Genomic DNA, 13,112 nt, shown 5'->3' with positions numbered 1-13,112 from the left:
CATATGCGTCTTTACGAATTTAGTATTTCCCATTTTGAGCAAAAAGATGTGTCCGTCTCACTCCCATTTGAAAGTCAGGCTGGCGGCGATAAACGCAAGCACTAACCATGCACCCAGAAATACCGCTTCCACCCACATCGTTCCCATCGTCGCGCCGACGTTCATCACCTGCCGCAGTGCGGTGGTGAGATGGCTGATCGGGATGAGCTTCACCAACGGCTGGAGAAACTCGGGCATATTTTTGATCGGAAAAAAGACACCGCCCACAAACAGCATCGGAAACGAGATGAAACCGGCAATCGGTCCCGCGCTTTCCGGCGTCTTGGCCAGACCGGCCACGATAAACCCCGTCGCCATGAACGCCAGCGTGCCGAGGATGATGAAGAACAGCAGGGTCAGCCAGGACCCGTTCACCTGCGTACCGAAGAACAAGTAACCCACAAGCAGAACAATGACGGCCTGAAGCCCGTTCAATATAAGTCTCGCCGTAATTTGCGCCGCAATGAAGGTGGAAGCGTGCAGTGTTGTACTCTGCATGCGGCGCAAAACTCCCCGCTCCCTCCACGATGATATTTGCGCGGCGACGCCGTTCAGATTGTTGGACATGATCATCATCGCCAGAATGCCCGGTACGAGAAAATCAATATAACGGAGCTTCAACGATTGCACGCCTTCCGGCTCAATCTTGATGGCCGGTACATAGCCGGACAGCTGTTTGTCGATGCCGTCCACAATGGGCGTGATCAGCTGCAGACCGATCTGCGATGCGGCGGCGTTCGTCTCGTCATAATATACCTTAATGGCTGTAGAAGTCCGGCTTTCCGGGTTCGGCGTCCCTGCGGCGGGTCCCGTCCTCGCCTCCAAGTGCTTGGCAAAGCCTTGGGGAATGACGATCACAAGCTGATGATCCCCGCGCTTGAGCACCTCCACTTCCGCATCCAGATCCTGAGCGGCCTTAAGCTGCAGGACCGGATGATCCTCCAAGGCTTGGATCAAAGCCTGCGAAGACGCCGTCCGGTCCTGGTCGATGACCGCTCCCGACACCGTGACCGGGGTATCTTTGCCGAGGAATGCCCCAAGCATGACCATGAAAAATACCGGGAATAACAGCGTCCAAAACAAAACCTGTTTGTTGCGCCCGAACAGCCTGAGCTGAGCCAGCGTTAATTGAATATAGGCCTTCACTGCTCTCTCAAGCCCCTTCCGGTCATATGAATGAAAACATCCTCCAAGGTCGCCGTACGCGTTTGCAAATCCTGCACCTTCCACTGCTCCCGGGAAGCCAAACCGATCAGTTCGACTAAAGATGTCTGCAAATCGTCGGTATACAGGACGAACAGCTCATTGCGGTAATCCGCCTGCTTCACTTCACTCACCCTGCCCAACAACACGAGGGCCAGGTTCAGGCGCTCCCGTTCCCACTCCTCCGTTCCTTCCAAACGGAATTCGATGGCGCTTTCCGACTGCAGGCTTCGCACGAGATTTCTCGGCGCATCGAGCGCAATAACTTGGCCGCTGTCCATTAAACATATTCGATTGCAAAGCATGTGCGCCTCATCCATATAATGCGTGGACAAGACGATGGTCTTTCCCCGTTCCTTGAGCCTGAGCACAATGTCCCACAGTGTCCGGCGTGCTTGCGGATCAAGTCCGGTTGTCGGCTCATCCAGAAAGATCACCTGAGGATCGTTCACCAGCGCGAGCGCTATCGCCAGCCGCTGCTTTTGGCCTCCGGACAAGTTCCTGACGCGGTCGTTCCGTTTCTCCTGAAGAATCATATCTTCCAGCAGCGGGTCGATCGGTACGGATTCCGGATAAAAGCTCGCGTACATTTTTACAATTTCATGCACCTTGAGCAGATCGAACAAAGAGGTGGATTGCAGTTGAACGCCGATCACCTCTTTCACTTTTTTCAGATCCTTTCGGGTATCATAGCCTGCGACTACAGCGTAGCCGTCGTCAGGACGGCGGAGCCCTTCAATCATCTCCATCGTCGTCGTCTTGCCTGCGCCGTTGGGACCCAACAGTCCGAACACCTCGCCTTTATAGACTTCGAAATTCACGCCTTTCACCGCTGTAAAGTCGCCGTATCTTTTGACCAGGCCGCTGGCTTTAATCATTGTTTCCATCTGCGCCACCCTATTCAGCTCCTTTGGGCTCAGTCATTATCTCTGAGTATATCACCAGCGGTACAAGGTTGCTAATCCTGAGGAATCTTCTAAGGGATACCGCAATTCTGCTTGGAAGCATTCCCCATGTAAACCTCCTTGTTAATCGTCAATTAAACCATCGATATGATCGAACTGCTCCACTGCTGTGCTTACCGCTTGATAATACTCCATACCATTAGATGTCAGATCCGCAACTTTGGCTTCCAGATTACTTAAAATTTCTTCCTTAAGCTCTCTAATTTGGCTGCTCCTTGTGCCCGGAAAATAACCGATCAACAAGTTGTTTTAAACGGTCCATGAAGATACCTCCTGCTATTCGATAAGCTGATCAATTAACGTTTTGGCGGTTTTCCAGGCGGCAAGATTATGTTTATAGGCCCGGATCCCCGATTCTGTCACTTTATAATACTTGCGCCTGCCCTCCGCATATTACTATGTGTGTCAAAGTAATACTTAATAAATGGCTAATTCGACGCGATGATGCAAATGCTTCTTTGCACGCCAAAAGGGCGCCTGCACACTGCAGACGCCCTATGGAGAACATATTAATATTTTAATTCCTTAACCAAACGCTTGGCCGTCCCATTCGCCGTCTCGATGACTTCATAGATTTTCACTCGGATACCGTTGGTACCCTGCTCATCCTTTAAGCCGGTGAAGGATATTTTTTGTTTGCCGTTTATGAGCCTGTCGGTTCCCGTGAAGGTCATCGTCTGTGTACCGACGACTCGATCCATCCCATCGACCAAATCAAACTGCATTTTGGAGAAATTTGAATCCACAATGACCGGATCCGGATGCTCTATCGCCATGGAAAGATTCAAAGTATACGTATAAGACCCGCTGCTGTAAGACCAGCCCAGCGTATAATTTTGGAACTGAACCAGGAACGGGTAGAAAGATATCGTATCGCTGTCCGATTCCTCCTGGATTCCGACCTGATAGGCGCCCAGTGAAACTTTTCCCTGCGAAACGGATTGATCATCGTACACATTCAAAGCAAACGTCTTATCCTCCACCGAGTTCGGCAGCAAGTAAGAATAACTGATCACATAGGAGGTGCCCGGCATGATGAGCTCCGGAACCGAGCTTTGTCTGCTGCCTGTGTATGACTTTCCTTGTTTGTCAATCAGCTCGTTTTGAAGCTTCGGAAGCGCAATGGAACTCGTACCCTTATTCGTAATTTTATATTTGCCGATGGCTGTCTTGTAGCCGAAATCATCGTTTTCATGAACATGAAGCTCTACTAAAGATACATCCAGATTTTTGTCGACAACGCCGTTATCTTTAAAAATCAACTTTTCCCCCAGCTTGTAGGCGGGAGCCGATGAGATCATGCTGCTTGCCTGACTGGCCCCTTCCCAAAGGTACACCGCAACCGGAACATGCGCTGCCGAAGCGGATGCGGCTTGAGATGAAGTGCTTGCCGCCCCGGTGGACGCCGGCGCATCGGATGCATCGCTTGATGTGTTATTTGATGCATTGCCGGATCCACTGCCCGATGTACCGTTCGATGAAGAGCTTGCTGCAGCCGTATTGGCAGACGAACCGGTCTTACTCTTCTCCCAGAGCACGAGCCGGACGGCATTCGGGTCAATCCCTTCGGGAAGCACCGCATTAAAGTAAAAGGACGCGGTTTCTTTGGGAGACAGGTAAGAAATACGCGATGTATTATCGGTTGACGTAATGGACGCTCCGGCCCCCCCAAACTGATATGTAGCCAGTAAGGAAGGCACGGAAGCAATCGAATCCCCTTCATTGCTTACAGTAACTACCGTTTGGACATGTATTCCGTCCGCTTGCTTGGAATAGGTCGCTTTCTCCGCTTTGACGGTCAAATGCTCCCCTTCAAGCTGCCTTGCATAATCCAACGTATCGCCCAACCGGGCCGTTCGCAGCGAGGAGCTGATGTCCATGGTGCTAAGCGATACTTCTTCGCTCTGATTCATATAATAAAACTCCAACCCAAGGCCCTTTTCCGACAGGTCCTTTGAAACCGCCGTTTTTAATGTTACGATGCCCGATTGGTTCGGAAAAAAGGTTTGATCCCTGCCATCGGCGAACGAAGCAGAGTATTTCAACCCGTCGGCGCCTTTAAGCCGTACTTGAAGCGAGGCGGGAAGCTTCACACTGGCGGACCCTATATTTTTTACGGACAACTGCGTGTACAAGTACCACTTGCCGTCCTCCACCACGCGAACACTTTGCCCCAATCGATAGGCGACCGCGGCATCATTGGCCAGGGCGCTGTCCACTGTATGCAAATTCATGATCTCCTCCGGAACAGCCGCCTGACCCTCCTGTACAACAGAAGCTACGGATAGCCTCCCCAAATGCTTCATAAAATCGGATTGGCTGCTGTCCCAGCGGAAGATCTCCACCTTGAGTTGCGCCGCAGTCATACCCGGAATGATATCCGAATAAAAACGGAAACGCTGATCCTGTCCCGGAAGCACAACAGCGCTCTTCTTTTCGCTTAGACGGGCTGTGTAACTGCGTCCGGAATCGTCCGTTACTCGAACCCCGTATGCGTTGAAATCGATAGCCCGGCTTTCTCTATTGTGCAGGACAACCGAAAACTGCAGGGTGGAAGTAGAAAGAGCAGCTTGGTCCAGCGTAAAGTACGATTGGCCTGCAATGTATACCCCTTCCTTTGCTGCAAGGGATACCGGCGTTAGCGGCGACACGATGGTTAGAGAACCCGACAATAAGAGGGCCATGCTTGTATGTTTCCACGAAACAGACGGTAATTTACGTTTCAATTCCAACAACCTCCCTGGGGTAGTAAAGACTAAACATGCGATCTCAATCGGTACGGAGCGCATCGATCGGTTTGAGCTTGGAAGCCTTGTTCGCGGGGTAAAGCCCAAAAACGACGCCCACCAGCACGGAGAACAAAAAAGCGTACAGCCCGATATCCAGAGAAAGACTCGTGGTCTGATTCGGATTGATGTACGGCCATGCCAAGGAAAGCACAATCCCCAGGACGAAGCCGATCAATCCGCCCAGTCCGCTGATGATGACGGCCTCAACCAGAAATTGCAGCAAAATGTTTCGCCGCTTCGCCCCAATCGATTTGCGGATTCCGATTTCCCTCGTTCGTTCGCTCACGGTGACCAACATAATATTCATAATGCCGATCCCGCCTACCAGCAGTGAAATGGCGGCAACACTGACGAGCTGACTGGTCATCGTACTCGAAGCCGACTGCCTTGCGCTGATGAGTTGGGATGAGTTAAATATGTTGTAGCCCGACGTGCTGTTAAATTTATTTTGCAGGTACCGTTCCACAATAGACTGAACGATGGCCACATTCTCACTCGTTGCGGCTTCGATATAAGTCGTCCGAATGCTGCCAAGCTTGAAATCTCTGCTCAGCGTATCCAGCGGTACAAAAATGGAACTGTCCAATGAGGTTCCGCTCGTATTCGAGCCTTTGCTTTTCAGCGATCCGATGATGGTATAGACATATCCGTCAATATTCAACTTCTCCCCGAGCGGATCGCCGGTTCCAAAAAACTTCGCAGCCACCTCGCTGCCGATGACAGCCACGTGATTCCGAAAGTCGATATCCGCCTGGGCGAGGAATCGCCCGCTCGCCACTTCTCCCTTCTGCATATCCAAATAACGGTCATTGGTCCCGATCACATTAAAGGTTTCCGTCTCCCGGTCGTATTTGATATTCGAGTTGTTTTTCGTCATGGTCGGGGCGACCGCTTTAAACCCGGGCAAGCTCTCCATCTGCATAAGCTCCTGATAGTTCAGCTGTGTAGCCCGGCCATTGCCCATCAGATTGACCACGAGCAGATTTGTGCCCAGACTTTCATACTGCTTGGCGATCGCTTCCGACGACCCCCGCCCAATCGAGACCAGCGTAAATACCGAGGCGACGCCAATAATGACCCCCAGCATGGTCAGCGCCGTCCGAAGCGGATTGGCCAGCACCGTCGCCATCGCCATTCGAACCAATTCCCAAGGTCTCATACCACAGCCTCCTGTGACTTCGCAGGCATCGGAGCATTCCGCACATCTGAGATGATTTCCCCGTCCCGCAGGGTGACCACCCGTTTGGCGTTATCGGCGATATGATTGTCATGGGTGATTAAAACGATCGTGTTGCCTTCTTCGTTAAGCTTTCTGATCAGCTCAAGCACCTCAATGCCCGTTCTCGAGTCCAGCGCTCCCGTAGGCTCATCCGCCAGGATAAGCGACGGGGAAATGGCCAGCGCCCGGGCAATGGCTACCCGCTGCTGCTGTCCTCCCGACAGCTCACTCGGCTTATGATGGCCGCGCTGCCCCATTCCGAGAGCCTCGAGCATCGCCTGGGCTCTTTCTTTTCGCGCCTTTGCTCCCATCACCGCATAGATCATGGGCAGTTCCACATTTTCAAGGGCCGTCAGCCTCGGGAGCAAATTAAACTGTTGAAAAATAAACCCGATCTTGCGGTTTCTCAGCTCGGCAAGCTCGTTATCGGACAGATGTTCCGTCGCTACGCCATCCAAGGTATAAGTCCCCGACGTCGGTGAATCGAGAAGCCCGATCGTATTCATCAGAGTCGATTTTCCCGATCCGCTGGGTCCGATAATGGCTACAAAATCACCTTTGGCGATATTCAAAGAGATTCCTTTTAAAATCGAAAGCTGCTCTTCTCCGCGCCTATAGCTTTTGGTAATCTGATTCAACTCGATAATATTCAATGGAAACGACTCCTTCCGCCATGTAACCCATTAGTTTCGTCCGCCGCCGCCGAATGTTCCTCCTCCCATGCCGCCTCCGCCTTGAATCCTGAATCCGCCGCCCCCGCCAGGAAATCCGCCCCCGGGGAACTGCGGATTGTTCGTCGTCGCTCTCCTTGTCGGCATAACGACCTGATCGCCTTCCTTCAGGCCGCTTATGATTTCAACATGCGTTTCACTCCGAATGCCAATCTGGATTTCATGCTGTTCCTCGACTGTTCCATCCGCTTTTTGGAGCGAAACGTAGGTCTTTCCTCTTTGGGTTTGGACGGCCTCGATCGGCAGGATCAGAACATCTTTCTTGTCCTGAATATAAATCTCGGCTGTGGCGGTCATCGCATACTTCAATTCGTTCTGATCGGTGTTCTTCACCGAAACGACAACAACATAAGTGGTAACGCCATTGCTCGTTGTACCCACATTGGATACAGAGGTCACTTCCCCTTCAAATGTCCGGCCGGACAAAGCGTCCACTTTCACTTGCGCCTTTTGACCGACCCTGATGCTGGTCAAGTCCAGCTCGTCCACCGCAATGGGCAGCTGCATGGTGCTTAAGCTGGCAACCGCTCCGAGCATGGTGTTGGCTTCGATTTGAGCGCCTACGGGATAGCTGTTCAGCACGTTGGTCTGGCTATTGGCGAAATCAGATGAAAAAACACCGTCGAACGGCGCTGTAATGGTCAGCTGCTTTACCTTTTGCTCCGCATCGAACACTTTGATTTTCTGGCTCTCGATCGCCGCTTCCTTACTGATGATCTCGTCCTGGATCGAGTCGTTATAGATCGTCCCAATCACGTCCCCCCGGTTTACCGTCTCGCCATCCTTGAAGTTCAGCTTTTGAATATTTCCGCTCGCCCCGGCATAAACTGCGGCTGTATGTATATAATCAAGAGCACCCTGCGTCACGGATTCCTTATTCCGGTCAGATGAAGCGATGCTTCCCTTTACTACCGTTCCCGCGGAGAGTGTCCCGTCATTGTTCACGATCACTTCGACGTCCACCAGCTTGTTTCCATTCGCATCGGCCTTGATGTCTCTGCTGACCGTCTCCACCGTTCCCATTTTGGTAAGCATAAAACCGTCAACCGTCAGTTCCACCGGATCGCCTTTTTTGAGCTGAACGGCTTCCTGCAAATAAAACGGCAGCTTGACCTTGAATTGCGACGGGTCGGAAATGGTCGCCACCTTGGCCAGCTTATTGACTTGACTTCCCACATCCAGATTGGAGGCCAATGTAAGCTTTCCGCTGATCGGCGCGGTAAAACTCATGTGATTTTGCTCTTCCCGAAGCTTGGCCAGCTCTTTTTCCATCTGCTGCAGAGCAACCCGCGCTTCCTTCAAATTGGTTTCCGTCGAAGGGACGGAAAGCTCTACAAGCACATCCCCCTTCTTTACGGCCCGATTTTGTGTCAGGTTCATCGTTTTGATCATCCCGTCTACCGGAACAACAATATTTTGCATATCCTGAGCTTTGAACTGGGTTGTCCCCGACACCGTAGAAGTAATGGCGCCCCTGGTTACTTTCATCGTTGTTCGCTGCGCTTCCCCGGACGCTGCAGGCTTTGATGCCGAGTTATGTACATAATAATAAGTGCCCGCTCCGCATAACAGCACGGCTAGAATCACAATCATCCACTTTTTGCTGCGGCGTAACTCCATTCGTCTTTCCCCTCTCCATCGGCTTCCTTCCATAACAGTCTAGTATTGGTTGCTGAATCCAATCTGAACGCAAGCTGAAAGTTAATTGAATGAATGCTGAAAATTCGCTGAATGCCATAGGGCAAAAAAATCGTGCGATCCGTCGGAAACGGACCGCACGATTCGTATGAATTAGTTCACGGCTTCGGCACTCGAAGCAGCCGCATCGGAAGCGGACTTTGCTTTTCCATGCCAGCCTCCCTTTTGATCAACAAATTGGTTTAACTGCTCGGTCATACTATCTTTTATTTTGCTGACCAGTTCTTCTTTTGTGATGCCTTTGGCTTCCGCAAATTCGGCCAGGGACTTTCCGGCCTGCAACTCTGTAGCCAGCTCCTCTTGAGTCACACCCAGAATCTGTGTCAATGCCTCCGGATTGCCCATAGGACCAAACGGCATTTTGCCGCGGTCTTCACCCGGGTGACCGAAGCCCTTGTTTTCGATTTGCCGCTTCAACCGGTCGGATAGGCCGGACTTCATTTGATCCGCCTGCTCCTGAGTCAATGTTCCGGCGGTCACTTGAGCGTCGATGGCCGCCGTTTGAACGTCAACCAGCTTTTGCAGGTAGTCTTCTTCGCTCAAGCCTTTTTCCTGTGCGATTTGCAGTAACGTTTTACCTTCCTTCATCGCATCTGTAATTACACTCTGCTCCACACCTAGTATGGTTGCCGTCTCTTGGAGGACATGGCCGCCGCGTAAGCCGCCCGGATTTATTTTTCCGCGGCCCTTGTCTCCCCACCCGGATCCGAAGTCCGGCTTCTGAATCTTCGCGCCAGCCGACTCATTCGCGAAGGCCTGATTATGTAACGTCCCGACAAAGCCGACACCAAGAACAAAAGAGGCGATTATCGTCCCTGCAACCATTTTTTTACCGATTGTTTTCATAGCGTTTTTCCACCTTTTTCATTTTATTTTTTCTTACAAGTTGAAGTATAGACCCGTTACCTGAATTGCATCTGAGCGGCAACTGAAGAATCGTTGTGCATTTCCTGAAAGTTGGCTGAAAATGAAAAAAACTTAGCTTATGGAACAGATTCCACAGCTAAGGTTCAAGTCTATTGCCGATTCATAGGAATACGGTCTGACCGTTAGATCGTTATAACATCTCCGGGAAGATGGCCTGTACGTTGAATTTCTCTAATTTGAGCGCTCGTAAGACGACGGCCTACCAGTATAAAAGAAGAGGTAACATTGTTAAAATTAAAGCGCCGCAAATCGGCTACGTCCTGACTCCCCCGAAAAATGCGGAATGCCCCTCGAAAGTTCGTGCCTGAAAACAATACCAGTGTAACTTCATTCCGATTGACAATGTTTCTGAGCCGGAAGCTGGAGAGAATATTGTTGAAACGAAACACGCCCAGATTTCGGACCGCAATCCCTCCGCGTCTAAAGATGAGGTGACGTCCTGTAAAATTAAGGCCTGAGAACAAAGTAAGCCTTACATCCCTGTTTGCCAAATCTACCACCCTTTCTTTTGAGATGGTAATAGTGTATGGCAAGCTTATAGGAATGGTTCGACCATATGTACCAGGTTTAAAGATGGTTTTCGTCTTCTTTGTAACACGCCAAAAAGCGCCGAATCCCATCCGGTCGACGCTTTGTACAAGAAGCTTATAATGCTCAAAAACATCTGCTTTACTCACCGCCACAAAGTCTGGCTATCGTCAGACACTCTGCGGTCGCCGTTTCTATTTCTAAGCTACGAACTGATATTTTCCACTTCGACCGCCACAACATGCCTTAACTGCTTAATGCGGTAATAGATCGAGGTTGTGCGCTGTTTATTGGGAGCGGACATAATCATTTGGATTTGCTGCTTTTCTTCGTCGACATCTTTCACCTTAATATGCTTCACCCGCATCTCTTCACACTGGAGCTCATCGATCAATGCCGTCATTTCATCGTTGTTCTCCACGATAATGTTGACAGACACGTCTCTTTCTTTCAGCCTTTGAGGACCAAACAGCTTAATAAACATGGGGAACAAGTTGATGGCCATAATAATGAGAATCACGGCTGTAACCGCCTCCAAATAAAATCCGGCCCCTGCTGCAATCCCCAAAGCTGACGCCGCCCATACCATGGCAGCTGTTGTGAGACCTGAAATCACATCGTTGTTTCTCCGAAGAATGACACCTGCACCGATAAAGCCGACGCCGCTGACGATTTGTGCAGCCAGCCGCAGGGGATCCATGTTCGTATGCCCCGGAACGGAATATTGGTGCACCGATTCGATGGAGACAATCGTGATCAGGCAGCTGGCGACGGAGATCACCATGCTCGTTTTCATGCCGAGCGGCTTATGCTTGAGCTGCCGATCGATGCCGATCAACAGCCCAAGTAAGAGAGAAAAGCCCAGTTTACCAAGAAAAACATACGACATATCTGCAACCCTGCTCTCACCGGAAACGATCCGGATAATTAGTGATCACTCCGTCCAGCCCCGCTTGGGCTAAAGGCCCTGCCCATTCCGCCTCGTTAACGGTATAGGGATACACTTTGTAGCCATGAGCGTGACATTGACGAATATATTCCACATCAACAAACGAATAATGCGGATGCAGGCTGTATGCAGCAAACGGCAGCTTGCGTACATAATCCCAAGGATCGATCACTCTGGTGGAGAACAGCACCCCGAGCTTCATCGCCGGCTCAAGACGTGCCGTTTCCGCAAGCGCGTAATGATCAAAGGAGGAAATGATGACCCGGTCGAGCATGTCATGCTCATGAACAGAACGAATCAGCTTTTGCTCAATCCCTTTGTGGTAGTAGGGTAAATTTTTGATCTCCAGGTTGATCAGCATATGGGTGTCGGCTGCGAGCGCCATAAATTCCTGCAGCGTCGGAATCGTTATCCCTCTGAACGACTCGCCATACCATGAGCCCGCATCCAAACGCCGCAGCTCCTCAAGCGTCATGTCCTTAATCAGGCCTTGACTGTTCGTTGTCCTTTTGACATCATCGTCATGACAAATGACCACCTCGCCGTCCTTCGTGAGATGCACATCCAGCTCCATGCCATCTGCATTTTGATTAATCGCCAGCTCAAAGGCAGCGATCGTATTTTCCGGGGCATATCCGGAAGCTCCCCGATGCGCAATAATAAGCATCCTTAACACCTCTGTTTTAAAAATGTGCTGAGACGATGTCCGTCTCAGCACATTTTTAATTATTATTTTTGCGATACCTTGTTGTTTTCCTCAATCAGGCCCGTTACTTTCTTATTCAGCTCATCTACGACTTTCTGCGGATCTTCGCCTTTATAGACTCGTTCGATCGCTGTCGCTACTTCCAGCCTCGCTTCCGGGAATACGGAGATCAGAGCGCCTTTGGTTGCAGAAGACAATTTCGTTTGTTGAAGCTGTTTAACGGCCGTAGTAAACTGCGGATACTTGGCATACGTATCTTTCAGCACTTGTTGGTCATAGGCGGCTTTCGTGATCGGGAAATAACCGGTGCCGGCCGCCCATTCCGCTTGCGTTTCCGGCTGTGTCATAAACTTCATGAAATCCCAGGCGCCTTCTTTTTCCTCCTCCGCCACGCTGTTCATTATCCATAGCGAAGCGCCGCCGACGATTACACCATTGTTTTTGCCGTCCGGACTTGGCATGAATGCCGTTCCTACCTGGAACGGCACGTCTTTCACGTTCCCCGGCGTGCCTGCTGTGGAGTCCAGGAACATCGCCACTTTCCCTGCTCTGAACGCTGCACGAACATCATCGAACTTACGGCCGTAGTTGCCGATGGAACCATCCTTGTTCATGTCATCCAGCCATTTGAAAATTTCCAGGCTTTGCTTTGAGTCCAACAGCGACTTGGTAGCCAGTGCATCGCGACCGTTGCCGTGATCTACCATATCTGCGCCCTGGTTAGCCAACAGCTGCTCAACAAACCAGCCGTAAATAACAAGGGAGAATCCTTTATCGTTGCTGTTAGTCAATTTTTTGGCTGCCTCGCGAATCTCGGCGTACGTTGTCGGCGGATTCTCCGGATCCAGACCTGCTGCTTTAAACTTATCTTTATTATAGAACAAAATGGAGTTAGAAGTGTTAAACGGCATGGAATACAGCTTGCCATTCACTTGATAATAACCCAAAATATTTTCTTCGAGCTTGGAAAGATCATAATTGTCTTTATCGATAAAATCCTGCACGGGCTGTACGAAACCGCTATCAATCATGTATTTGGTGGCGATTTCCTGAGCCTGCATAATCGTAGGCGCTTCTTTCGTCCCACCTACCGCCTTCAGCTTGGTCAACGCTTCTTCATAAGTCCCTTGGTATGAAGCTTCTACAAAATATTTCGACTGACTCGCATTATACTTGTCTACCATGCTCTTAATGAGGTCGCCCGGCGTTCCGTTCATAGCATGCCAGAACGTAACCTTGATTTTACCGTCACCGGTTTTACGGGCTTCGGATGTCGATGCCTCCGGACTGCAGCCTACAAGGGAAAATACAATCACAAGCGACAATAAGCTGAGCCATAATGATTTCAATTTCATTGT

Annotated in this window: 11 protein-coding genes; all 11 read right to left on the bottom strand. The window is 50.6% G+C overall.

Going from position 1 to position 13,112, the window contains the following annotated elements:
* Positions 1-57 precede the first annotated feature (57 nt).
* Positions 58-1,185: an ABC transporter permease gene (locus tag EXW96_RS20650; protein ID WP_062409855.1), complete on the bottom strand. Its 1,128-nt coding sequence runs from the start codon at positions 1,183-1,185 to the stop codon at positions 58-60.
* On the bottom strand, positions 1,182-2,129 hold the full coding sequence (locus tag EXW96_RS20645) for an ABC transporter ATP-binding protein (RefSeq protein ID WP_137670453.1): 948 nt from the start codon (positions 2,127-2,129) through the stop codon (positions 1,182-1,184). Before EXW96_RS20645 ends, EXW96_RS20650 begins: the two co-directional genes overlap by 4 nt.
* Before the next feature lie 141 nt (positions 2,130-2,270).
* Positions 2,271-2,447 (bottom strand): permease prefix domain 1-containing protein, encoded by a 177-nt coding sequence (locus tag EXW96_RS28670; protein WP_375256470.1) that lies wholly within the window; start codon positions 2,445-2,447, stop codon positions 2,271-2,273.
* 269 nt (positions 2,448-2,716) lie between these two features.
* Positions 2,717-4,933: a hypothetical protein gene (locus tag EXW96_RS20640; RefSeq protein WP_174351292.1), complete on the bottom strand. Its 2,217-nt coding sequence runs from the start codon at positions 4,931-4,933 to the stop codon at positions 2,717-2,719.
* A 43-nt stretch (positions 4,934-4,976) separates the two neighbouring features.
* Positions 4,977-6,155 carry an ABC transporter permease gene (locus tag EXW96_RS20635; RefSeq protein ID WP_174351291.1) on the bottom strand — a complete coding sequence of 393 codons (1,179 nt, stop codon included), beginning with the start codon at positions 6,153-6,155 and terminating at the stop codon, positions 4,977-4,979.
* Positions 6,152-6,868 carry an ABC transporter ATP-binding protein gene (locus tag EXW96_RS20630; RefSeq protein ID WP_217437446.1) on the bottom strand — a complete coding sequence of 239 codons (717 nt, stop codon included), beginning with the start codon at positions 6,866-6,868 and terminating at the stop codon, positions 6,152-6,154. The genes EXW96_RS20635 and EXW96_RS20630 overlap by 4 nt, the downstream gene beginning before the upstream one ends.
* Before the next feature lie 30 nt (positions 6,869-6,898).
* A complete protein-coding gene (locus tag EXW96_RS20625) occupies positions 6,899-8,566 on the bottom strand; it encodes an efflux RND transporter periplasmic adaptor subunit (protein WP_074729184.1) in 1,668 nt (555 codons plus the stop codon).
* 171 nt (positions 8,567-8,737) lie between these two features.
* Positions 8,738-9,490, bottom strand: a complete 753-nt coding sequence (locus EXW96_RS20620) for a DUF2680 domain-containing protein (RefSeq protein WP_174351290.1) — start codon at positions 9,488-9,490, stop codon at positions 8,738-8,740.
* Positions 9,491-10,304: 814 nt separating this feature from the next.
* Positions 10,305-10,988: an MgtC/SapB family protein gene (locus EXW96_RS20615; RefSeq protein ID WP_174351289.1), complete on the bottom strand. Its 684-nt coding sequence runs from the start codon at positions 10,986-10,988 to the stop codon at positions 10,305-10,307.
* A 16-nt stretch (positions 10,989-11,004) separates the two neighbouring features.
* On the bottom strand, positions 11,005-11,715 hold the full coding sequence (locus tag EXW96_RS20610) for a glycerophosphodiester phosphodiesterase (protein WP_174351288.1): 711 nt from the start codon (positions 11,713-11,715) through the stop codon (positions 11,005-11,007).
* A gap of 62 nt (positions 11,716-11,777) precedes the next feature.
* Positions 11,778-13,109 carry an ABC transporter substrate-binding protein gene (locus EXW96_RS20605; protein ID WP_174351287.1) on the bottom strand — a complete coding sequence of 444 codons (1,332 nt, stop codon included), beginning with the start codon at positions 13,107-13,109 and terminating at the stop codon, positions 11,778-11,780.
* Positions 13,110-13,112: the final 3 nt, after the last annotated feature.

The sequence above is a fragment of the Paenibacillus sp. JMULE4 genome, assembly GCF_013337105.1.
In the GTDB taxonomy this organism is placed as follows: Bacteria; Bacillota; Bacilli; order Paenibacillales; family NBRC-103111; genus Paenibacillus_G; species Paenibacillus_G naphthalenovorans.
Note: the sequence above shows the minus strand (reverse complement) of the source record. Positions and strands in the feature narration are given on the sequence as shown.